General features: G+C 63.9%; 16 protein-coding genes. 2 read left to right on the top strand and 14 right to left on the bottom strand.

The features are described 5' to 3' along the window. Positions 1 to 37 precede the first annotated feature (37 nt). Positions 38 to 1,720 (top strand): sensor histidine kinase, encoded by a 1,683-nt coding sequence (locus ABFX29_RS14365; RefSeq protein ID WP_170287775.1) that lies wholly within the window; start codon positions 38 to 40, stop codon positions 1,718 to 1,720. Positions 1,721 to 1,735: 15 nt separating this feature from the next. On the opposite strand, the gene ABFX29_RS14360 is transcribed toward ABFX29_RS14365, so the two are convergent. The 6 genes from ABFX29_RS14360 to ABFX29_RS14335 all read right to left on the bottom strand — a co-directional run bounded on the left by ABFX29_RS14360 (position 1,736) and on the right by ABFX29_RS14335 (position 8,716). Continuing rightward, on the bottom strand, positions 1,736 to 2,689 hold the full coding sequence (locus tag ABFX29_RS14360; protein WP_275124668.1) for a GDP-L-fucose synthase family protein: 954 nt from the start codon (positions 2,687 to 2,689) through the stop codon (positions 1,736 to 1,738). A gap of 25 nt (positions 2,690 to 2,714) precedes the next feature. After that, positions 2,715 to 3,749, bottom strand: coding sequence for a GDP-mannose 4,6-dehydratase (gene gmd, locus ABFX29_RS14355; RefSeq protein WP_152228654.1), 1,035 nt, complete (start codon positions 3,747 to 3,749; stop codon positions 2,715 to 2,717). Between the two features lie 130 nt (positions 3,750 to 3,879). Further along, positions 3,880 to 4,335 carry a Fe-S cluster assembly sulfur transfer protein SufU gene (sufU, locus tag ABFX29_RS14350; RefSeq protein ID WP_152228655.1) on the bottom strand — a complete coding sequence of 152 codons (456 nt, stop codon included), beginning with the start codon at positions 4,333 to 4,335 and terminating at the stop codon, positions 3,880 to 3,882. Between the two features lie 2 nt (positions 4,336 to 4,337). Further along, the gene (locus ABFX29_RS14345; RefSeq protein ID WP_152228656.1) at positions 4,338 to 5,654 is read right to left on the bottom strand and encodes an aminotransferase class V-fold PLP-dependent enzyme; all 1,317 of its coding nucleotides are present in this window, start codon (positions 5,652 to 5,654) and stop codon (positions 4,338 to 4,340) included. A 102-nt stretch (positions 5,655 to 5,756) separates the two neighbouring features. After that, positions 5,757 to 6,389 carry a CDP-alcohol phosphatidyltransferase family protein gene (locus ABFX29_RS14340; RefSeq protein ID WP_275124667.1) on the bottom strand — a complete coding sequence of 211 codons (633 nt, stop codon included), beginning with the start codon at positions 6,387 to 6,389 and terminating at the stop codon, positions 5,757 to 5,759. Positions 6,390 to 6,616: 227 nt separating this feature from the next. After that, positions 6,617 to 8,716: a right-handed parallel beta-helix repeat-containing protein gene (locus ABFX29_RS14335; protein ID WP_246167579.1), complete on the bottom strand. Its 2,100-nt coding sequence runs from the start codon at positions 8,714 to 8,716 to the stop codon at positions 6,617 to 6,619. 311 nt (positions 8,717 to 9,027) lie between these two features. Here ABFX29_RS14335 and ABFX29_RS14330 point away from each other — a divergent pair, with 311 nt between their 5' ends. After that, positions 9,028 to 10,161 carry a glycosyltransferase family 4 protein gene (locus tag ABFX29_RS14330; RefSeq protein WP_170287776.1) on the top strand — a complete coding sequence of 378 codons (1,134 nt, stop codon included), beginning with the start codon at positions 9,028 to 9,030 and terminating at the stop codon, positions 10,159 to 10,161. On the opposite strand, the gene ABFX29_RS14325 is transcribed toward ABFX29_RS14330, so the two are convergent. The 8 genes from ABFX29_RS14325 to ABFX29_RS14290 form a co-directional block, all read right to left on the bottom strand. Then, positions 10,158 to 11,630, bottom strand: coding sequence for a glycerophosphodiester phosphodiesterase (locus ABFX29_RS14325; protein ID WP_275124666.1), 1,473 nt, complete (start codon positions 11,628 to 11,630; stop codon positions 10,158 to 10,160). The two genes, ABFX29_RS14330 and ABFX29_RS14325, sit on opposite strands and share 4 nt — an antisense overlap. Positions 11,631 to 11,757: 127 nt before the next feature. Continuing rightward, positions 11,758 to 15,099, bottom strand: a complete 3,342-nt coding sequence (locus tag ABFX29_RS14320) for a PKD domain-containing protein (RefSeq protein ID WP_152228661.1) — start codon at positions 15,097 to 15,099, stop codon at positions 11,758 to 11,760. Then, positions 15,096 to 16,433, bottom strand: coding sequence for an O-antigen ligase family protein (locus ABFX29_RS14315; protein ID WP_152228662.1), 1,338 nt, complete (start codon positions 16,431 to 16,433; stop codon positions 15,096 to 15,098). Before ABFX29_RS14315 ends, ABFX29_RS14320 begins: the two co-directional genes overlap by 4 nt. Continuing rightward, on the bottom strand, positions 16,433 to 17,992 hold the full coding sequence (locus tag ABFX29_RS14310) for a YveK family protein (protein ID WP_152228663.1): 1,560 nt from the start codon (positions 17,990 to 17,992) through the stop codon (positions 16,433 to 16,435). Before ABFX29_RS14310 ends, ABFX29_RS14315 begins: the two co-directional genes overlap by 1 nt. Next, complete coding sequence (locus tag ABFX29_RS14305; protein ID WP_152228664.1) at positions 17,985 to 19,334, bottom strand: MATE family efflux transporter; 1,350 nt, start codon at positions 19,332 to 19,334, stop codon at positions 17,985 to 17,987. The genes ABFX29_RS14310 and ABFX29_RS14305 overlap by 8 nt, the downstream gene beginning before the upstream one ends. Beyond that, positions 19,331 to 20,128 carry a WecB/TagA/CpsF family glycosyltransferase gene (locus ABFX29_RS14300; protein WP_152228665.1) on the bottom strand — a complete coding sequence of 266 codons (798 nt, stop codon included), beginning with the start codon at positions 20,126 to 20,128 and terminating at the stop codon, positions 19,331 to 19,333. The genes ABFX29_RS14305 and ABFX29_RS14300 overlap by 4 nt, the downstream gene beginning before the upstream one ends. Further along, on the bottom strand, positions 20,128 to 20,595 hold the full coding sequence (locus ABFX29_RS14295; RefSeq protein ID WP_152228666.1) for an FAD synthase family protein: 468 nt from the start codon (positions 20,593 to 20,595) through the stop codon (positions 20,128 to 20,130). The genes ABFX29_RS14300 and ABFX29_RS14295 overlap by 1 nt, the downstream gene beginning before the upstream one ends. Further along, positions 20,595 to 22,187: a sugar transferase gene (locus ABFX29_RS14290; protein WP_246167581.1), complete on the bottom strand. Its 1,593-nt coding sequence runs from the start codon at positions 22,185 to 22,187 to the stop codon at positions 20,595 to 20,597. Before ABFX29_RS14290 ends, ABFX29_RS14295 begins: the two co-directional genes overlap by 1 nt. Between the last annotated feature and the right edge of the window lie 164 nt (positions 22,188 to 22,351).

The raw sequence follows: 22,351 nt of genomic DNA, 5'->3' as shown, positions 1-22,351 counted from the left end.
GATTCCATTCACGGCGAAAATACGAGGTACCGGGCAGATGTCCAGCTTTCGGGTCAATGCCCTGTCCCTGCTTGGAATTCGCAGCAATTTTCATGAACTCAGCCTGCGGCTTCGGGTGGCAATAAGCCAGCTTCCCCTCTTCCTGGCCGTCCTCGTTTCCGTGCCCATCGTTTTTATGAACAAGCCCTCGGCTTTCCAGGATCCGGCCTTCCTCGCGGGCCTGGCACTTATGACCGTATTGTCCGTGCTCTCCGCCGCCCTTCCCTGGGAGAAATTCTTCCAGCCGGCGTACTGGATTATTCCAATCCTGGACTTCGCGGCGATCGCCCTGCTTTACCGGGCGGTCCAGCCGGATGTCACCGGCATGCTGCTGCTCACCGTTTTTCCGGTCTTCTGGCTGGCCTGGTCCGGCTTCGCACCGCGCACGGCATCAATCATCACCACCGCTGGTTCGCTGCTGATTATCTGGAGTCCGCTGATGGGGACGCAGCCCTCCGCGCAGGATTTTGCGCGCTCGGCCCTGGTACCCGTCATCATGCTGCTGGTGCACAAGGCGGCCACGGTGATGACCCAGGATGCCTCCGAACAGCACCGTGCACTGGAGGCGGCGGATCGGGCACTGAAACAGAGCCTGCAGGACAGCCGGCGCCGCGCCCGGCTCCTGGACGCAGTGCTGGACACAATCGACGTCGGCGTCGTTGTCCTGGCAAAGGACGGACACGTCATGCTGATGAACAGCCGCCAGCTGGCCACCCATGACCTCGCTCTTCCCTCGAACACCGGTGAGCGGACTGAAGCTGACATGCATCTCTATCTTCCGGACGGCGTCACTCCGATGCCGGCCGATGACAGGCCCGTTGCCCGGGCCATGCGCCGGGAGGCATTCTCGGACGTCCTGGTAGCCGTTGGCCGCGGGGCGGAGCAGCGGGCCATGGCCGTATCGGCCCGCCCGCTCACGGACGACTCCGGAGACTTCAATGGATCGGTCATCGCCTTCGGGGATGTCACCGACATGCTGCGGGCGCTGCGGGCCAAGGAAGACTTCGTGGCCAGCGTCTCGCATGAACTGCGCACGCCGCTGACCTCCATCATCGGCTACCTTGACCTGGCAATCAGCGAGTCCGAGGAGCGTCATGGCTCCGACTCCCTGACGGCGTCGCTTTCCGTCGCCATGCGCAACGCGGAGCGGCTGCTGGTCCTGGTGGCAGACCTGCTGACCACCGCCGCCGGTTCAGTGCATCTGGAGCCCGTGGACCTGTCCCTCCGCGAACTCGCCGCCTCCGCCGCCTGGTCAGCCCAGCCGCGTGCGGATGCCGCCGGAGTCCAGCTGGCCCTGGACATTCCTGAGGACGTGTGCGGTTCCTTTGACCCGGTCCGCGTGCAGCAGGTGCTGGACAATCTGCTCTCCAACGCCATCAAATACTCTCCCGACGGCGGCACGGTCACCGTCCGTGTCCGCTCCGAGGGTGAGCTGGCCGTCCTTGAGGTCCGCGATCAGGGCATGGGCATGACAGAGGCGGAGCAGGGGGAAGCATTCAACCGGTTCTTCCGCTCGGCAGCGGTGAAGAAGGCGGCGATTCCCGGCGTCGGGCTTGGCCTGGGCATTACGCGGGACATCGTTGAAGCACACGGCGGCAGGATCTCCGTGTCGTCCCGCCTTGGACTCGGAACGGTCTTCCGGGTGGAGCTTCCGCTCACCCCGCGCCCTGCGGTGGCGTGACAAGGCTGGTCCGCGTCAGGCGTGATGCGCCATACGAACGTCCGCAATGTTCTCCCGGTACCATGCCACAGTCGAGCTGATCCCCGCTGCCAGGGAGATCCCGGGACGGAACCCGGTGGCTTCGAGCACTGAAACATCCAGCAGCTTCTGCGGCGTGCCGTCGGGCTTGGAAGTATCCCAGTCCACCTCGCCGCTGTAGCCCACGGCATCCGCGACCAGACCGGCCAGTTCCCTGATGCTCAGGTCCTCCCCCGTACCCACGTTTACGTGCTCCGGTCCGTCGTAGTTCTCCAGCAGGTGAAGGCAGGCCCGGGCCATGTCTTCGACGTGCATGAATTCCCGGCGGGGAGAGCCGGATCCCCAGTTCGTGACGGAACCGGCACCGTTCCGTGCTGCTTCCTCATATCGGCGAATGAGCGCCGGAAGGACGTGGGATCCCGTGGGAGAAAAGTTGTCCCGCGGACCATACAGATTGGTCGGCATGGCTGAGATCCAGTTTTTCCCGTACTGCCGGCGCACCGCCTGGACCTGTTTGATGCCTGCGATCTTCGCAATTGCATAGGCTTCGTTCGTTGGCTCCAGCGGGCCGTTGAGCAGCGAATCCTCGGTGATGGGCTGGGGAGCGAACTTCGGGTAGATACAGGATGATCCGAGGAAGAGCAGCCGCTCGGTTCCGTACTGAAGAGCGGCATCCATGACGTTGAGCTGAATCCGCAGGTTATCGCTGAGGAAGTCCACCGGCCTGGTGTCATTGGCCAGTATCCCGCCCACCTTGGCGGCCGCCAGGATGACGACCTCGGGCCGCGTCTGCTCAAACAGGGACTCGACGCTGCCCCTGTCCCTGAGGTCCACTTCTGCGGATGAGCGCACGATGATGTTCTCAAATCCTTCAGCTGCCAGGAGGCTGTGTATCGCAGACCCTACGAGCCCGCGGTGTCCGGCAACGTAGACGGGTGCGGTGCGGTCCAACGGCCCGGCAACCCCGGGCGTCCAGCTAGGCACTGGCAGCCAGCCAGGAGCCGAGGTCGACCGAGTCCACGTAGCGCCCGTCAGCGTGCTTCAGAGCGGAGATATCGGCGTCGACCATGATGCGGGCCAGCTCGGGCGTGTGCACCGTGGCCTTCCAGCCAAGCCTCGACTGTGCCTTGGAAGCGTCCCCCATGAGTGAGTCCACCTCAGCCGGGCGCAGGTACCTCTCGTCAAAGAGGACGTGGTCCTGCCACGTCAGGCCGGCATGGCCGAAGGCGATCTGGAGGAAATCCTCGACGGAGTACTTCTCACCGGTAGCCAGCACGTAATCGTCCGGCTCCTCGACCTGCAGCATCCGCCACATTCCCTCCACATACTCCGGCGCATAGCCCCAGTCCCTGAGCGCGTCCAGGTTGCCCATGTAGAGGTGTTCCTGCCGGCCAGCCTGGATTGCAGCAACGGCACGCGTGATTTTGCGTGTCACGAAAGTCTCTCCCCGCCGCGGGGACTCGTGGTTGAAGAGAATGCCGTTCACGGCAAACATGCCGTAGGACTCACGGTAGTTCCGGGTTGCCCAGTAGCTGTAGACCTTCGCGGCTCCATACGGTGACCGCGGATGGAAGGGCGTCTCTTCGTTCTGGGGCGGAGGCGTGGCTCCGAACATCTCAGATGAGGAGGCCTGGTAGAACCGCGTTTCGATCCCTGCCAGGCGCACGGCCTCCAGCATGCGGATGGTACCCATACCGGTGGAGTCGCCCGTGTACTCGGGCTCGTCGAAGGAGACCCGGACGTGCGACTGTGCTCCCAGGTTGTAGACCTCGTGCGGACGGATATCCGCCAGCAGCGTTACCAGGCGCGAGCCGTCGGTCAGGTCACCGTAGTGGAGGTGCAGTGCGCCTCCGTCATGAGGGTCCACATAGAGGTGGTCAATCCTCACCGTGTTGAAAGTGGATGCCCTGCGGATCAGTCCGTGGACCTCATATCCCTTCCGGAGCAGGAGCTCGGCCAGGTATGAGCCGTCCTGCCCGGTGATGCCGGTGATTAGTGCGCGTTTTTTCACTGTGTTGCCCCCCGCTTGCAAGCTTGCTATGACTGCAAGCCAGTCAACAACAGCAGCGCCGCGCCGGACAGCGTAATCAGCGGATGCAAATACCCGTTTAGAAGCAGCGGACCAAGTAGGGAACCGGTGTTCAGCCCGCCGGTCGGCTGAGAGCTTCGTCCAGGGCCACCCAGGCCAGCATTGCGCACTTGACCCTCGCCGGGTAACGGGAGACTCCCGCGAAAGCGGCGGCGTCTCCCAGCACTTCCTCGTCGGGTTCAATCGTGCCGCGCGAACGCAGGAGCTCGCGGAAAGTGTCCACCAGCTCAGCTGCTTCGTCACGGCTGAGTCCGGCGACCAGGTCGGTCAGCACGGAGGCAGACGCCATGGAGATCGAGCAGCCGTTACCTTCCCAGCTCACGCCTTCGACCACAGAACCGTCAAAGGCGGCCCGCAGGACGATTTCGTCACCGCAGGTGGGATTCACCTGGTGGGATTCCTGTGTGAGGGTGCCGGCGGGTGCGTGGACGAGACCGTCCCCGTGGCGCGCTTTCGCGTGCTCAAGGATGATCTGCTGGTACAACTGCTGCAGGCTGTCCGAAGTCATGGTTACTTCACTCCAAAGAAGGGCCGAATGCCGGCAACGGCAGCAAGGAAGCTGTCGACGTCGTCGGTGGTGTTGTAGAGGTAGGTGCTGGCCCGGGTTGTGGATACCAGTCCGAGCCTGCGGTGAAGCGGTTGGGCGCAGTGGTGCCCCACGCGAACAGCGATTCCCTGGTCGTCCAGGAACTGTCCGACGTCGTGGGAATGCACGCCGTCCACGTCGAATGAGGCCAGTCCAATCCGTTCGGATCCTGAAGGAGGCCCAACAACCCTGATGCCCTCGATGTTTTCCAGGCCTTCCACGAGCCGCTGGCCAAGCCGGCCCTCCCACTCGTGGATCCGGTCCATTCCAGTCTCGCTCAGGTAATCCACGGCTGCGCCCAGTGCCACTGCCTGGGAAATGCGCTGCGTGCCGGCTTCAAAACGCTGCGGGGCGGGGAGGTACTCGGCCCGGTCCATCGTCACCGTCGTGATCATTGACCCTCCCGTTAGGAACGGCGGCATGGCGTTCAGCAGCTCTGCCTTCCCGTAGAGCGCACCAATGCCGGTGGGGCCCAGCATCTTGTGTCCCGAAAAGACGGCAAAGTCTACGTCCAGTGCCTTGAAGTCGACAGGCATATGGGGAACGGACTGGCATGCGTCGAGAACTACAAAGGCTCCAACCCTGCGGGCCATCGCAACCAAGGCCTCCACTGGGTTAATGGTTCCCAAAACGTTCGAGGCGTGTGAGAAAGCAAGAATGCGCGTGCGGGCGTTGACCAGGTTCTCTGCCTCGTCCAGCCGCAGCCGGCCGGCCTCGTCCACAGGGATCCAGCGCAGGGTGGCACCGGTCCGCAGGGCCAGTTCCTGCCAAGGGATGAGGTTGGCGTGGTGTTCCATCTCGGTGACCAGGATTTCGTCCCCTGGTCCCAGTCTGAAGGGCTCGGCAGCAGCACCCCCACGTCCAAGTGCTGCATTGGAGAAGGCATAGGTGATCAGGTTTAGGCCCTCGGTGGCGTTGGAAGTCCACACCAGCTCGTCCGGACCTGCGTTGACGAACGCCGCAACTTTCCTGCGGGCATCTTCGAAGACCTCCGTGGCTCCGACGGCCAGAGTGTGCGCACCGCGGTGGACGGCGGAATTGCGCTGTTCGTAGAACTCCTGCTCGGCCTCCAGGACACACAGCGGGTTCTGTGAGGTTGCGCCGGAATCCAGGTAAACAAGTGGATGGCCATTGATTTCCTGTCCCAGGACCGGGAAATCATTGCGGATTCGCAGTACCTCGTTGTTGTCCAGTGAACCCGCTGAAGTACGGAGATTGGCGGGGGTTGAAACCACAGGCACGTTCGTTGCTCCTCGGGGCCGGAAATGATGGGAAGGGGATTACGCAAAACAAGTCTGTCGTAATCATCCCACGGCCCGGTCGCCGCAGCATCTGAGTGTGGCCTAATTTTCGCTTTCCGCGGGCAGTGGCCTCCCCTCAGCTGGCGTCTTCGGACCGACGCTGCCAAAGGTCTTCACCTCCCGGTACCACTTCGGCAGTGCCAGGCTGATGAACGCGGCGTTGCAGGCCAGCAATCCCAGATAGCAGTAGGCAAATACGGTGGGGGTCCCCCAAAGGGTGAACGCCAGCGCCAGCACGCCGTACTCGGTCGGAAGCACCGCCACACTGTAAGCCACGGACGAGGATCCCTCTCCCGCAAGCCTCATCTGCGCAGAACCCCGGTGTGCCCGGCGCAGCTGGTCAGTGAGAACGATCGTGAAGAAAAAGACCACGGCAATGAACTCGTAAACCAGCGGTGCCGCGAGCCAGGCTTCGGACAGGTCCGAACCCCGCCACCAGCCCACCAGAACTGCCAGATGCACCAGCGCCATCTTGCCCGCGTCCACTACGTGGTCCAGCCATTCACCAGCGAAGGTACCACCGCCGCGGAGCCTGGCAAGGGCACCGTCTGCGGCGTCGAGGGCATAACCCAGCACCAGAAGGAAGGCCGCTGCGGCCCCCGTTGCCCACGCCACGGGTCCTGCCATGATCAAGACAAGGCCCGCCGCGCTGCACAGGGCGCTGATTCCTGTCACTTGATTGGGAGTGAGCCCTGCCAGGTACGCCAGGGCCGCCAGCCTCCTGCCCAGGGGGCGGTTTACCCAACGGGCATAGGCCGATGCCCCCTTGTTGGTCTTCTGCCTGCCTTCCAAGGTTTGGACGAGGTCACGGTAAGACGGCTTCCGGCCAGGTCCTGACAAAGTGAAAATGGTTTCGGGCACAGCTCCCCCTGCTGTTGGCTTCAAGAATCCGGGCGAGACTACTACGGCTTGGGCACGCGTGCCAGAGTGGTCCAGTCCTGGATTTGAAGCGCAAGCGGGTGTCCGGTGGCATTGCCGGAGAGGGATCCGAGGATTCCCACTGAGCCCTTGGCCTGGAGCGGGGCTGTCCCGTCCGTCGCTTCCCTGTGCCATTGGCCGGGTTCAGCGGTGCCGGCGGGCCATACCTTCACCCGGATCTGAGCGGGGGACGCTCCCGTTACGGCCAGCCTGACATTCAGCTGCTTGCCGGCCTGCACACGCAGTTCCGGGAGGATGCGTTCACCGCTCAGGACTGTCTCGGCGCCCCGGCTGTCCGTACGCACGATGGACACGGCACCGTTGTCCCTGCCCATGACCAGCTTGGCCCGGTACTCCCCTACACCTTGGACAGATCTTCCTGCGACGGAGACATAGACCTGGCCTGCCTGCAGCTGCTTGTCCAGGGAAAAGCTGAGGGTGGTGTCCGCATCGAGGACGCTGACGCTTCGCAGGTGCGCGGTGGGCAGATGACCGGGCCCGCTCATCACCAGCCTGCCCTCACCGGCGGCTACGGAGTAGAGGGATGAAGCCCCGGCTGTGGTCCAGTTTCCTCCCGTGGCTGCTGCCCCGAGACCGGACGTGCGGCTGCGCGAGAAGTCATCACGTGCGACTGCCGTTGCGGTCCCGGGCTGTTCCGGGGTTGGCGGCGCGGGGGTCGGGGTCGGGGTCGGAGTCGCCGTCGGCGTCGGTGCTGGGGGGACGGGCGCCGGCGGGGCCGGGGTCGGGGTTGGCGGGACGGGCGCCGGCGCACCGGAAGCGGCCAGCCAGCGGCCGTCGGCGTCGAATCCTGCGGCCTGCCAGGCCTGGAACGTCAGGCTGGAACCTGCGTGGGCCAGTTTTGCCGCGGTGCGGGAGGGATAAATGTACGTGTTCTGGCTGAAGGCGACGTCTGCGGATGCCAGGGACTCCTTGACCTGCGAGGCCCGGACAACCCCGGACACGGCCGCGGCGGGAGATGCCGGTGCGGTCATGTCGACGGTGTTGCCCGTGACCCGGATTCCCTGCAGCTTGTAGGCACCCCATGGCCCACTGCCGCGGACACGCATCTGGATTCCGATGCCGTTGAGGTTGCCTGACACGTTGTTTCCGGTGACACGCACGTTCGACGCAGTGTTGACGTTGATTCCTGCGCCGGACATCAGGGTGGTGCCGCCTCCCCGCCTGAGGCCCAGCGCGTTGCCGCTCACCTGGTTGTCCCGGATCTCCCCGTTGCGGCTGATTTCAAACCGCACCCCGTCGGCTGCGTTAGCCGTAATCGTGTTGCCGATAATAGAAACGCCGTCGGCAGCCTCATCCGCCCAAACGCCCGTCCCCAGATTGTTGGCGATGGTGTTGTTCCGCAATATTGAGGAGGATTCGGTAATTTTCACGCCGCCCGCTTCCCAATCCGCAATCCAGAAACCCCTCGTGTTGTTTCCCAGGATCTGGTTGTCCTCAATGCGGGCCTTCTGCGACCGCCACTGGCCGATTCCCAATTGGCCGTTGGAATGGATGCGGTTTCCGGTGATTAGCGCGTTGTCTCCATAGGCCAGCATTATCCCGGCGCCGTGGTTTTGGGAAATATCGTTGCCGCTCAGGACCCAGTTAGGACCGCTAACCTCAATAGCGCCTTTCTGGGGCAGATTGGCGAAGCCTTTGAGCGTCAAACGCTCCAGCCGTACACCGTTTCCACGCGACGAGACAGCGGTACGCGTCTTTGCCAGCTCATACGCCGGTGCAGCTCCGCTGGGAGGCAGCACAAAAACCGATCCGCGTGAATAATCCGCGAAGTAGGTCCCCGCCTTTACCTGGTCGCGGGAGGCCACAGGAGTCAGCAGGGCGCCGTTGGCAAACAGTGCCTCGGCTTGGCGGCAGAGCGGCGCGGCCTGGTTCTCGCACTCCCCCGGCGCAGAGTATGCGGAAGGCAGGACGTTGTCCGCCCGCTGGAGGGATCCGTCCTTTTGCCACCGGGACAAGGCAACCGAACCCACGAGCTGGGAACCGGGAAGTCCGCGCAGCGTCTGGTGGTCTTTCGGCGAGATCGTCCGGTCAACCCGGTGCACGCCTGCCTTGAGGCAAACCACTGCTCCTGCCGGCTGTCGATTGACTGCATCCGGAATACTACTCCCGGGCGACACCTCAACGTTGCAGGGTTTTTCGGCGGCCATTGCCGGCGGCGCAAAAGACACAAGAACCAGGGTTAATGCCGCTGTGAGGGCATAGGAAATGGCGGATTTGGAAGCCAAAAGATTTGTCCGTCTCTGCAGTAGTGTGACGCTTCGTACGCTGTAGCATGAGACCAAGCGAGGCAAAATCCTCAACTTCGAACGGTAGCGTAGTGCGAATTCTGCAGATTCACAACTCGTATAGATCTGAGCAGCCAAGCGGTGAAGACATGGTTGTCCAGCAGGAACTCTCGGTGCTGCGCGGAGCGGGACACGAGGTGCGCACGTACTCCGCCCACAGCGACGACATTCGCCAGATGCCGCCGTATCAAAAGGCGGTGGTACCCGGCCGGGTCATTTGGTCGCCAAAAGACCGGCGCGGCGTTGACCGGATGCTGGCTGCTTCCAGCACGGATGTTATCCACCTCCATAATCCATTTCCGCTGATAAGCCCGTCCATTCTTTCCGCTGCGCGAAAGCACGGCGTGCCTGTGGTCATGACCCTGCACAACTACCGGCTTGTTTGTGCAGCCGGCACACTGCTGCGCGACGGCGCTCCCTGCCTTGACTGCCTGCCCCGAACACCGCTTCCCGGGCTGGCCCACGCCTGCTACAGGGACAGCCGCGCGGCGACAGCCCCCCTGACCGCTTCCATCGCCGTCCACCGCGGCCTGGGAACCTGGGTCAAAGGCGTCACACGGTTCATCGTCATGAGCGAATTTGCACACGGGATCATGGTGCGGGCGGGCATTCCGGGGGAACAGATTTCCGTCAAGCCGCATTTCATACCTGCCCCTAAGCCTCCACGCACGGTCCCGTCCACGGGTCATGTCCTGTATCTGGGCCGGCTCTCACCCGAGAAAGGCGCTTCAATCCTACTCCGGGCATGGCGGCCTTCAATGGGACAGTTGATCATCGCCGGCGACGGCCCCCTGCGTGCCGAGTTGGAGGCGTTGGCGGCACCCTTGGGGAGTTCCGTCGAGTTCGTTGGTGCCCTGGACCGGGAAACTGCCATGGATTACGTCGCCTCGGCGCGCGTCCTGGTCAACCCTTCAATGGCGTTTGAAACCTTCGGGTTGAGCGTGGCTGAGGCCTTCGCCCATTCAGTTCCGGCTGTTGTCCCCAACCGGGGTGTTTTTCCGGAGCTGGTCCGCGCCGGAGAGAACGGCGTCGTCTTCGAAGCCGGGAATCCCCTCGCACTGGCGGATGCCCTGACCTCCATCCTCGCCCCGGGCGAGGCCGAACGCATGGGGGCGCAGGCTCGCACGTTCTACCTGGAGAACCTTGCGCCCGAAAGGAATCTCGCCCTGCTGGAGAAGATTTACGCAGAGTCGGTCACTGCTGCTGCTGCGTCCTCCGGCTAGGCGGTCGCGCTGCCTGCCGTGACAGACCGGAAGTCCACCGCCACCGGATCGGGATAGCTCTTGAGGAGTCCCAGGTATCCCCCGCGGTAAGCCGTGTCCGGGATACTTGCCGACCAGGCTTCAGCTCCTCCCCTGCGCTTAACCGTCAGGCCCTGGGAATCCATGCTGACGCTCAGGCCCGTCCATGTCCCGGAAGCAACCGGCTCCGTGGCGAACGAGCCAATGAGCTCGTCCGCGGTGGCTTCCTCTCCCCGCGTGACGTTGCGCCGGTATACCTCGACGGCACCGGAAGCACGCAGCAGCACGTGATAGCCGCCCACTGTGCCCGGGATCCCCGCGCGGTACGGGCTGTCGTCGGGCATGCCAAAAGCCAGGCCGGCCCCGGCGTGCCTGCCGGGAGGAAGTTCCGGCCAACGGATTTCCAGCTGGATCTCCTGGTCACCTGAAGTGAGCGGTCCCATGGACCCAAGCAGGTAGCCGGACGTTGAATCATGGGCCAGCCGCACCGTCTTCTCCCTCGGCAAGATCTCCGGCTGGTACTTCAGGCCAAGGACCCACGGCAGGTCGCCGGCAGATCGAACGCCCGTGGCAAAGGCATCCCGCGCGGCAGACGCTTCGTCGCCGGCAACATACGGATAGTTGGAACACATGAGTCCCCGGACACCCAGCCCAAGCACCCGGTCCCGCATCCAGCGAGTGTGGATTTCCCAGCAGATGACCGGTTTGCCAAAGGCCACCAGAGCCTTGATTTCCTCATCCGTGGCGCCATGGTAAATGCCCAGCAAATCGAATTTCGGGGCCAGGGCTTTGAACTGGTTATTCGAATTGTCGATGAAATACCCCCACGTCCGGTAGCCCCGCGAGGCCGCAGCTTCGTATCCCGGGGCACCTGCCGTCTGCTTCCAGACGAAGTGCTCGTTGGCGTCGGGGTACTTATCCATGAGGCCGAGCAGAGCCTGCGTATTAGTTCCCTGTTTGTCTTCGATAAAGATCACCTGATTTCCGGCGAAGCGGTCCAACACGTCCTCCAGCCTGGGAATTGGTTCCAGCCGCGCGCCCGGCCCCAGCCAGGAACGCGCGTCATTCTTCAGCACTGTTATCCGCCCGTAGTCGCTGTCCGCGATTTCCAGGTCAGCGCCCGTCATTCTGAGGGTGTTGGTGTCGTGATGGCAGACAAGGACCCCGTCCCTGGTAGCGCAGACCGAAACTTCGATCGCAGGGGCTCCCGCGTCCACCGCCCCCTGGTACGCCGCCATGGTGTGCTCGGGCCAGTTATCGCCCGAACCACGGTGCGCTATGTGAAAGGGAGACTGATTCAGGAGGGATGAAACGGTTGCTCCGCCGGCCCGCGGGGCTGTCCTCGAATCCGGGGTGCCGGGCAATGCGCCACCCGGGGGCTGGGCAGCACACCCAGCCAGCAGGAGGGCAGCACCGGCGCCCAAAAAAAGCCTTCTGCTCGGTTCAGCCACGGCCGTCTCCGGAATGTCGTCGTGGCAGCTGGTCTGCCAACATGTTCCCCCTTTCAGGTGCCGTCCTGTTTCTCTGCCCAGTGCAGGGAAACAGGACGGCAATGGTGATGTCGCGGAGACGGTGGTGCTACCTGGGAGATGTTGCCTTGAGCCCGGACACGCTCAGCTCAACCGGCGCGTTGGTCGCTGACCCGGAAAGGTGCGCGCGGACGCCAATCCATCCGGGCTGCTGCAGGCCTGCAGCCGAGTCAGCGGCGGTGACGTTCCAGTCCGCCGGTTCGGTTTCCCCCGACCAGGCCTTCGCGGACAGCCGTGTCTCTGCAGTTCCCGCCGTCTGGAACCGGATCCTTATCTTTTCACCAGAGACGGCAGTGACTCCCTGGACCAGCGTCTCCGGTGTCAGATAAGTCTCTGCCCCGGCCGCATCGGTCCTCACGATCGAGAGGTAGACCCTGCCTGATGCGATGTAGCGGACTTTGGCACGGTAGTCACCGTTAGCCGTTCCCCTTCCGGTGAGCGAGACATAGACGCCTCCCCCGCTTGCTGCCTTATCCAGTGACAGCGACATCATGACATCGCTTTCCCGCGCGATTGCCGAAGCAAGGGTGGCAGAGGGGGCATTGCCCGGCGCGCTCATGATGAGCTTCCCCGTGCCCGGAGCCACACTGTATCGCGCTGCGCTTCCGGCCACGGTCCAGGCGCCCCCGGTGTCCGCGTTGCCAAGGCCCCGGGCAATGGTCCGGCCAAAGTCGTCACTGGCGAAGACGGTGGGCACCGGGTCAACGGATGCCTCGACGCGCACGGCCTGCACGCGTACGGCCTGGGCTCCCCGGTCGTCGGTGACAGCCAGGGAGATCTGGTAGCTGCCGGACGCAGCGTAGGTGTGGCTTGCAGTAGGCCCTGAGGCGGTGGTGCCGTCACCGAAATCCCACGCCCACTGGACTATCGTTCCGTCCGGGTCCGCCGACGCCCAGCCGTCCACCTGGCATGTCAGTGCCGTGCATGCCACGGTGAACTGGGCCGTGGGGTCAGTGTTTGGCACGGAGACTTCAACCTGGGCCGAGTGGCGGGAAACCAGGCCGGAGTTGTCCCTTACGGTCAGCTGGACTGTCTTCGTCCCGGCAGAGGCATAGGTGTGGGTCGCTGTGCGGCCCTCCGCTGTTTCGCCGTCTCCAAAGTCCCAGCTCCAGGACTCGACTGTCCCGTCGCTGTCGGATGAACTGCTCCCGTCGAAGGAGCAGGACAATCCTGTGCAGCTTGACACGAAGGATACAACCGGAGGCTCGTTGCCGGATGCCAGTCCGTAATGCCAGCTGACGTCACCGGCCGAAAGGGCCGTGCTGTAAACGGCAACCTCGTCCACCAGTCCCTGGAAGCCTGCGTTCGAAGGCTGCCCCGGCCACCCGCCGAGGGAATCAGCTCCCACGCGCCAGTAACCGCTATAGTTCTGGGCGGCAGCGACATTGGCGGTTCCCTGGCTCACGCCATCAACAAACAGCTCCATCCTGCCCGGGGAATAGGTGCCCACCACGTGGTGCCAGCCGCCGTCGTTCAGTGCGGACTGGCTGGTGACCACGTTGGTATTGCCGTCGTAAATGCCGAGATTAACGCGGCCATCGTTGCGCATGTACAGGTGGCGGTCATAGTTCCCGCTGTTGTTCGTCGCCTCGTTGCCGAAGCCGAGGATCCTTCCGCCTCCGGTGGTCTGGGTCTTGATCCAGCCCTCCATGCTGAAGGTCTGCGGGTTGTTCAGAACATTCCGGCTTGTCAGCTTGCTGCTCGGCCCGAATTCGGCCGCTGTTGAATCCGCCAGCACACCGGGGCGTCCCAGGCTGACTCCCTCGTAGGTGCCGTTGATGCCCGCACCGGATGCGTCAGCCGCGGAGGTGCCCGCGGCCTCGTCCATCCGCCAGTACGGGCGTGCACCGTCAAGCGCCGCGGCTTCTTCGTAGACGGGTTCAGTAGCGCGGACGGTGACGTAGGGAGTCCAGTACGACGCGACGGTGGTGGCACCGTCGCTTGCCTCAACCCGGTAGGCGGCCTGGGAGTTCGGCTGGAGGCCGGTGTCCACGATTGTCACGGCGGGCTTGGACCAGAACCTGGACCTGATGACCTCGGTGTGGATCGGTTCCGTGGTGCCGGCCCGGTAGAGCTTGTACGTCAGGTATTCGTCATCGTTGTCCAGGGTGGACTGGAAGGTGACTTTGACGGCACCGGGCCGGACGCTTGCTGCGGACGGGGTCAGGGGCCTGGTCGGCGACGTCTGCGGATCCGGCCCAAAAATTCCCAGGCCCTGCTGTCCGCGGTTGTTCACCGTGGTGAAGTCACCGCCCACCCACAGCCGCTTTCCGTCTGTCGCCATTGCAAAGGGACCGACTTTCGTAGTGCCGCCTACGTTCGTGTTCGGATACCAGCCCTGGACCTCACCGGTTTGCAGGTCCTGGGCCAGCAGCTGCCTGCTGCCGGTGGCGAATTGTCCTTCAGAGGCGCAGTCGTGGGCATGTGAGCCCTTGTAGAGCCAGCCGCCTACGAGACCAAGCGCTTCCGTAGCTCCGAGGCAGGTGTTCTTCCAGGCGAGTGTTCCCGACGCAGCACCGAAGGCGAACGTTCCGTCAAAGCAACCCGGTCCGTCTCCGGAGTTTGCAACGTAGACAGCGGTCCCGTCGGTGACCATGTCTTTGGGGATCGACACGCAATTGGACGCCAGCGGCGGAATGGCCGAGGCCGCAGGAAGCGGCAGGGACATGCCTGCAGCCGTGTCGACGCCGGACAGCGCCCATTGGTTGACGCCTCCGATGTTGCTGAACTTGCCGCCAACGTACACGCGGGACTGGTCAGGAGATACGAGCATAGTCATGACATCGCCGTCCGGCGCGGGATTCCAGGGCAGGAGATTGCTGTCCGAGGCACGGACAGCAGCTGCGCGGAGCCGGTCATTGTTGTTGACCCTGCCGAAGGAACCACCGAAGAAGACAGTGTCATTGGTCGCGGTAATGGCGCTGACACGGTAACTGACGTTCGGACGGAAGTTGGAAACGACGGAGAGGGTTGCGGTGTCGATCGCGGCAAGCCGCTGGCGTGTTACCGATCCGATCGAGGTGAAGTCGCCGCCTACATAAACCCTTGACCCGTCCGGTGAAGCAGCCAGTGACCACACCCGGCCGTTGGGCGACGGGTTAAAGGCACGGATGAGCTCCCCTGTAGCCGCATCAAAGGCCGCAAGGTAGTTGCGGCTGACTTCCCCGGTTCCCGGGGCTGCGCCGGGCGGCCGGACGGACGTGAATTCCCCGCCGGCGAAGATCATGCCGTTGGCGTATACGAGCTTCCTTACGGTGTTGTTCGTTTGCCACGTCGCGGTGTCATTGGCGGCAAGTGCAGTCTGCCTGGCATGTCCTGCAGCAGGAAGCCCGGAGACCAGCACGGCTGCCACCGCCAGAGCGGCCAGGGCCCGGCGAAATAACCTACTCATAATGATCCTTTGTAATGTCCGTGGAGCACAAAACCGGCACGATGGGGCCGGCGGGAGGGAATAGCGTTTAGGGGTACTGCGGGGTCCCTGGCCCCTTGGCCGCCGGGGATGTTCCTGTCTACCGCGCAGATGAAAATCGAGAGAATCACGAGCAGGGTGAGCGATGAAAAGTCACACAAGCCGCTCTCGTTCACGGAGGCCACGCACACATAGCCCAGCAGGAACAGCGATGTTGCCCTCGCTGCTGTGCCTTTCGCCCGCAGCGCATAGACCAATGCCCCCGAGAGGGCGGCGCCAACCAGGACCAGTCCGATGACGCCGGTTTCCCAGTAGGCATCCAGCCAGCTGTTGTCGATTGGCACTGCCTGGAAATCACCTTCACCCCGGCGCAGGAGGATGCGTTTCTCCCCCAGCCCGTGGCCAAAGAGGAACGTCCTGGTGTCCACTTCGGCGTTTGCGATGAAATCCCAGACAGCAGTCCTGCCGCTAAGCCTGGCAAAGAGCTCCGGGCTTTGCCCCCGCAGCCCCCATTGGCTGACCGCCCCCCATGCCGGCAGCAGCGCCACTGCGGTCCCGGCCAGGAACAGGAAACCCTTCTGGCCCGCCCTGTGCCTCAAGGTCGCAGCGAAAGCGAGGAGGAGCCCCAGAACCAACGCCAGGGCCGCGGTCCGCGTTCGGCTAAGCATGATGAGCGCAATGCCGAGACTCAGCACCGGCGCCAGCACCCAGATACTGATTCGGCCCAGGCTCCACTGAACGAGCGCCAGCCCAGCCAGGACCGCTCCGACTTCTCCAACCCTTGGAGGCATCATGGGAAGCAGTGCGCCCATGAGTCGCCCCCCCGAGGAGAATTCGCGGCCGTTTAGCCATGTGGAACCAGGTTCGACGATTGCTCCCAGAATTATCAGGAGGGCCAGGACGGCAAACGTGAAGCAGGCAGCGGCTTCCAGGGTTCCTTCACGGCACCTGATGAAACCCCATATAAGGGCCGGGATAAGCACACCGACGGCGATCCGGCCGGCGCGCATCGCCGGGTCGGCAAAGTCGTCCTGCAGCAGGGCACTGCAGGACAGGTACCCCGCGTAGACCACCCATAGGGCCAGGGGCCACGGCAGCACGAATGCAGCGCGCGGAGGCAGTGCAAGCAATACGAGTAGCGCTACTGCCAGCAGGACGGCGCCCTTCAGTGCCCCCGTCGTCCCGGACTCAGACTGGGACCATGGCTGCACGTTGAGGAACAGGATGAGCCAGACTGCTGTGGGCAGCAGTGAGGGAATGCCCCGCTTCCAGCCGTCGGCAGCCGCTTTCGGAGCTGCCAGGGCCGGGGCGCTCATTAGCCGCTGCTCTTCCGCCGTGCGGATGAAGCTTCCGCAAGGCTCGCGCCGTCGTCCACGGCTGTTTCTCTGGCGACCTCCGGTTGCACACGGAGAGGCTCAGCGCTGCCCGGACGCGTTCCCTCGGCGGAAGTCTCACGCCGCTGCGGTGCTTCATGGGACCTGTGGATGTTCTCAGCCTTGGGGTCGGTAAACAATGCTGCCAGGACGGGCAGTCCGGCCGCGGAGTGGAGAGCAATAGTGTCCAGGACGTCCCTGAGCCGTTCCCTGCGGTTGCGCAGGAGAAGGATGCTGGGAATATCGGATCCACCTGGGACCGCCCATTCCGAGGCGTCCTGGGAGTTGGATGCCACTGCGACGTAGATGCGGACCGCCTCCGGGCCGCCTCCACTCCGCACAGTGCCGCCGGGGCCGGAGACGGCTTCCTCCCATTCCAGGGGAAGAGCGCTACGTGGACGGAAGGCGTTCAGTTCCTTCCAGACGCCTGCGTCCTGCGTTTCAAGGACTACGGCTTTGCCGTCCTCTGCAAGAGTGGACACAAGCTCCAGCAGCACCTTGCCGCTGCCCTGGGCGCTGCCGATGGGACGGACCAGGATCCTGCCTGGCTCCAGACCCTCTTCGCGGGCGGTACGTTCCAAGGCCCGCAGACTCAGGCGGGCTGCCGGCCGCGGAGAACTGGAACCAACGGCGAACACCCCTGGGGCTGTCCGCCGGAGCACATCGGGACCGACTCTCACATTGCCGAACTGGCGGCGCAGCGCGGCCGCTCCCAAACCTGTCAGAAGTCCGGCTCCCAGCCCAAAGGCAAGCACGTTAAGGACGGGAAGGGCCTCCGTCACCGTCCGGGACGACGCCGGGCGGAGAACCGAGCCGCCGCCGTCGAAGCTACCCGCCGCGGAACTGAAAGCCGCCGCAGAAGCTCCGGCCGTTGCTGCCGTCCGCTCAAGTTCCTGCCGCCGGGTCAGCATGACGGAGGCGTATCCCGAGTTGCCGTCCCTGAGCTCGGCATCAATTGGTGCATCAAGCGCCCGTGCAGCCGCCAGGTTGTCGTTAGCCAGTTCGTTGGCGCGTGATGCAAGGGCTTCCAGCTCACGTTTTCCAGTTTCCTGCCGGTATTGCAGGTATGCATCGGCCACGGCATTTGCGCGTTCGGCTGCCTCTTCCGGGCTGGGACCTTCTACCCGTACCGAAAATGTGTTGTCGGTAGTTGGGTCGGCCGAAACCTGGTGGGGCAGTTCCGCAGCTTCCAGCGTTCCAAGTCCGAGGCTCTCGGCCGCTATGTCCGCGACCGAAGGACTCGCGATAATCCGTGCCTGGGTTTCCGCAGGCAGTTCAAGTCCCAGCGGCCCGGCCTTGTCCACGGCTGGTTCCGTTCCCACCTCGGAGGGAAGGCTGTAGGTTCCGGTCACGATTTCTGCAGTCGCCCGGTATACGGGCGGCCGCTGCAGGAGGAACGCCCCCGCCGCCAGGACGCCGCACACCCCCAGTATGCATATGAGTTTCCAATAGGACCGGACCAGCTGCCGGAGTGACTCCAGCGGCGCCGATGATTCATTCATTGTTCCCTCTTCCCCGCGTTGAGGTACTGGACTCCCTGGCACGGTGTGCCGGGGACGTTCGATTGTTCGAGACCATTCGTGCTGATTCACCAGTACTTGCCCCGGCAAGCTTGTATTGCAGGAGCCACAGGCACAGGTTCAGGAACGCTGCGAGTGCCAAGCCCCACGCTGCCCCGGTGATTCCCGCTGCCAGCGCCCCGCCCACGGCCAGGAGAATGTTCAGCAGGGACACTGCTATGCGGGTCCACATGCTTCTCCTCGCCTCCCCCATCGCCCGCAGGGCAGCGATCGGTCCTGTCCTGGCTCCATTGAGGACCTGAACCAGGACAAGGGGCAGGGCCAGTGCCGTTGCGGCCGACCAGCCCGGACCGGCCACCGCGGCTATCCATTGCTCTGGCAGGATGAAAACGACAAGCCCCCATGCCGCGGCTCCGGTAGCCACCAGCACGGAAAAGACGGCGGCCGTTCGCCGCAGCTTTGCCCTGCCCACTGTGAGCGCCCGTGCGGCTTCAGGAACCGCCACTGCCCCAATGCCCTGCACCAGGACGTTGACCGGGCCCAGGACAACCAGCACCAGGCGGAGGGCACCCACCGAAGCCAGGCCAGTAATGCCCGCCAGCACGAACATGTAGATTTGCTGTGAACCGTTGATTGCCAGCCCTTCGCAGACGTACCGCGGCCAGAGCGCTTTGTTGTCCTTCAGCCAGTCCCTGGAGGCGGCAGCGGAGGGCAACGCTCCGAACTGGATGGCTCCGAAGACCGCAGCTACGGCGCCGGCGCAGCCCCAGGCCAGGAAGAGTGATGCGGCCGAGACGTCTCCGTCCAGAAAATCTACAGCGAAGGCGGGGACCAGGAGCACAGCCCAGACCAGGTCATTGGCAAAGGCGGCCCTGCCCTCGCCCCTCGCGAAGAAAAGCAGCCGCCACGCGTCCTGCAGGATGACGCCGGGCAGGATGATGGCCAGTGCCGCGGCGAGGCCGCGGTATTCTTCCGGCAAGAGCGCACATGCGGCCAAGGCAAAGACGGAACCGGCTGCTCCCAGCAGGAGGGCTGTGCCGGCAGCTGCGGCAGCTGCAGCCTGGGACTGTTCGCTTTTCACCGCGCTGTAGCGGACTGCGAAGGGCTCTGATGCAACCGCGCGCCCGACGCCGAGAACCAGGCAGTACGCCGAGAAAGTCAAAGCGTATGCTCCAAAATCCTCCAGGCCCACATTCTTGGCAATGACAATGCCTACCAGGAAGTTCGTGAGGCTGCTAAGCCCTTGGTCTGCTAGCCCCCATCCAACGCGTTTGCCCGGACCAGCGAGTCCTCTCCGCACGCCGCGCAAAGCGAGGGCTGTCATGACGGAGTAACCAGTCGTGGTTTTTCGCGCAGCAGTGCCAATCCGAACCGCGGAATGGTTCCGAGGTATCTTCTCCAGAGCCGACGGGGCTCAAGGCTCAGGCGGAAAAGCCATTCCAGTCCGCGTTCCCGCATCCATAGCGGGGCACGCCGAACGTTTCCCGCATGCATGTCGAAGGCGGCCCCAACACCAATCAGCAGAGGTGCATCCAGTGCACCGCGGTGTTCTGCCATCCAGAACTCCTGCTTTGGTGCGCCCAGGCCCACCCAGACAATATCCGGACGCGCGGCATTGATTTCGGCGACGAGCGCCTCATCCTCCGCCTGGGACAGTTCACGGAACGGGGGCGAACACATTCCTGCAATACGGACTCCCGGAACAGCCGTTTCCAGGTTCTCCCGCAGGGCCTGCGTCACCTCTTCACGTCCGCCGACGAAATAGCTTCGCCAGCCGTGCGTTATCCCTGCCGCCAGCAGGGCCGGCAGCAGTTCGGGACCGCAGACCCGGCCCATGCCGGTTGCTCCCGCCCTGCGCCCGGCCCAGACCAGGGGCATACCGTCGGGCACGGTGAGCACTGTCTCTGAAAACACCTTCCCGAGCTGGGGGGAACGGCTTGCCTTCATCAGTGAGTGGACATCGCTGACGCAGACGTATCCGCGCTCCCCCTGCTCGATATGTGCCTCAAGGATGGAGAGAGCCTGGTCCATGTTGACGGCGCTGACATCGACGCCAGCTATCCTCACCCGGGACTCAGCCGGAAGTCCGGATGTCCGGGCACCTGTATGCCTGCCCATCAGATACTCCGTCCGTCGGCACTCAGCACTGGGTGGGCTGCAGCATGGGCAGTGTGCAGCAGTTCGATGGTGCGCCGCAGCTGTGTGCTGGAGGTGTGGACGGTGTACGGAAAGTAAACGACTTCGACGCCTACCTTTGCGAACTCTTCTTCAATCCGGATTCCTTTGGGCGTCCCACGCCAGTCGTCACCCTTGAAGAAGACGTCGAAACGTACCTCTTTCCAAATATCGAGCCGGTCACGCGATGTCTCCGCCACCGCGCGGTCGACATAGCCGATGTGGCTTACGATCTCCAGCCGTTCGGCCAGTGGCACCACCGGCAGCCGACCCTTGGTCTCTAGACAGACTTCGTCCGAAACGACTCCCGCAACGAGTAAGTCGCAGCGCGATTTCGCCTGCCGGAGGATGTTCAGATGCCCCACGTGGAAAAGATCGAACGCTCCGGCTGCATACCCTACGACCGTCATTAGTAGGCGCCTTCCGGCTGGACCATTACTTTGAAGGTGCGCCACATGATGATCAGGTCGCCTGTCAGGGACCAGTTCTCAACGTAGAACAGGTCAAGTCGGATGGACTCGTCCCAGGCCAAGTTGGAGCGCCCGTTGATCTGCCACAAACCGGTCAGGCCGGGTTTGATAAGCAGCCTCCGGTGCGTTGAGCCCTCATAGCCTTTTACCTCGGAGGGCAGCGGCGGGCGCGGCCCAACCAGGCTCATGTCTCCTTTGAGGACATTCCAGAGCTGCGGAAGCTCGTCGAGTGAGAATTTGCGCATCCACCGGCCGCAGCGGGTAACGCGCGGATCGTTCTTGAGCTTGAACAGGACGCCTGCGCCCTGGTTGCGCTTCTGAAGCGATGAGAGCCGCTGTTCCGCATCAGTCACCATCGACCTGAATTTGAGCATTTCAAAGGTCTGGCCGCGCTTGCCGACGCGCTGCTGCCGGAAGATCACCGGACCCTGGCTGTCATAGTGGACGATCAGGGATAGCACCAGCAGGACCGGAGACAGGACCAGCAGCGCCGACGCCGCCAGGACGATATCCAGTCCCCGCTTAAGGACGTGCTTGCCGCCGCTGTACTGCGGCAGCTCGACGTGCATCAGGGGCAGGCCCTCCACCGGACGCCAATGGATCCTCGGGCCGGCCACGTTCGTAAGGCTGGAGGCCAGGATCAGTTCCGTGGATGTGTTTTCAAGCCGCCATCCAAGCTCGCGGATGTACCGGTTTCCTCCGGGGACAGGGCCTGCAACGATCACTGCGTCGGCTTGGTGCTCGCGTACCAGCGCCGATATGTCTTCCGGGTCAGTAGCCACCGGCAGCTCATCCGAAAGGACCCGTTCCAGCCCTACGCCGGCCCCTTCGGGCACAACAACTCCTGCCACCTGGTAGATCGACGACGCGTGCGCCGAAATCTGCTTGACCACGTAGGCCACGTCCTCGGATCCTCCGAACACCAGGACCCGGGAGAGATAGTGGCCCAGCTGCCGCTGGGAGGACAACCACCTCCGCCATGCAAACCGGCCGAGCAGGAGTCCCGCGAGGCCTAGGGGCAGGGAGACGGCCAGGGCGATGCTCGGCATGTCCTTTTGCAGCAGGACCATGACGAGCGCGACGCCGCCAAACATGCGCAGGCTGCTGGCGGTCACCCGCTTATACTCGTCCGTCCCCGTGCCCAGCAGCCGCTCTTCGCGGGTCCGGTAAACCGCAAGACCCGCATTCCAGACGACAAGCAGGGCCAGGAGGAACCCTGCGTGGCGCAACGCGCCGCTGCCTGCCAGGGCCGTGTTCGTCAGGAAAGAACCCGCCGCCCAGCCGGAGATCAGTGCCACTACGGTGACCGCCAGGTCCGTCAGGACCAGTCCCGAGCGGTAGCGTCGGCGCCAGCGGTCCTCCGCCCTCGACCTCCTGGGCGCCTTCCCTACGGCTTCCCAGTGCTCCGTGAATACAACGGGTTCAGAGGGGAGTATCCGCTGCTCCTGCAGCGGGTTCGACCGTTTGTGCCCCGCGGACTGGTGGCGGATGCCGCTGTTCTTTGTACGTGGACTCTTAGCCGGAGCGCTCACAGTGCCCAGCCCCGTTCCGGAACGGCGGAAAAAGGAGCCGGCGACGGCTGGGGGGAAGTCTGGGTCTCAGCAGACTTCGACGCCGCCGGCTCCGCTTGGGGAGGCCGCAGCCCAGCGGAATGCCGGGCCCGTCCTGTGATTCGCCTGCGGGAAAGGGCTGATGG

Origin of the sequence: Arthrobacter gandavensis, assembly GCF_039528575.1 — a bacterium.
GTDB classification, from domain to species: Bacteria; Actinomycetota; Actinomycetes; order Actinomycetales; family Micrococcaceae; genus Arthrobacter_B; species Arthrobacter_B citreus_B.
This window is presented reverse-complemented; position numbering and strand designations above follow the sequence as displayed.

Bases quoted from the DNA above. Each gene is read 5' to 3' on its own strand.
- ABFX29_RS14365 (WP_170287775.1), top strand. From the start codon at position 38: ATGTCCAGCTTTCGGGTCAATGCCCTGTCCCTGCTTGGAATTCGCAGC.
- sufU (WP_152228655.1), bottom strand. From the start codon at position 4,335: ATGACTTCGGACAGCCTGCAGCAGTTGTACCAGCAGATCATCCTTGAG.
- ABFX29_RS14330 (WP_170287776.1), top strand. From the start codon at position 9,028: ATGGTTGTCCAGCAGGAACTCTCGGTGCTGCGCGGAGCGGGACACGAG.
- ABFX29_RS14320 (WP_152228661.1), bottom strand. From the start codon at position 15,099: ATGAGTAGGTTATTTCGCCGGGCCCTGGCCGCTCTGGCGGTGGCAGCC.
- ABFX29_RS14315 (WP_152228662.1), bottom strand. From the start codon at position 16,433: ATGAGCGCCCCGGCCCTGGCAGCTCCGAAAGCGGCTGCCGACGGCTGG.
- ABFX29_RS14310 (WP_152228663.1), bottom strand. From the start codon at position 17,992: ATGAATGAATCATCGGCGCCGCTGGAGTCACTCCGGCAGCTGGTCCGG.
- ABFX29_RS14305 (WP_152228664.1), bottom strand. From the start codon at position 19,334: ATGACAGCCCTCGCTTTGCGCGGCGTGCGGAGAGGACTCGCTGGTCCG.
- ABFX29_RS14300 (WP_152228665.1), bottom strand. From the start codon at position 20,128: ATGGGCAGGCATACAGGTGCCCGGACATCCGGACTTCCGGCTGAGTCC.
- ABFX29_RS14295 (WP_152228666.1), bottom strand. From the start codon at position 20,595: ATGACGGTCGTAGGGTATGCAGCCGGAGCGTTCGATCTTTTCCACGTG.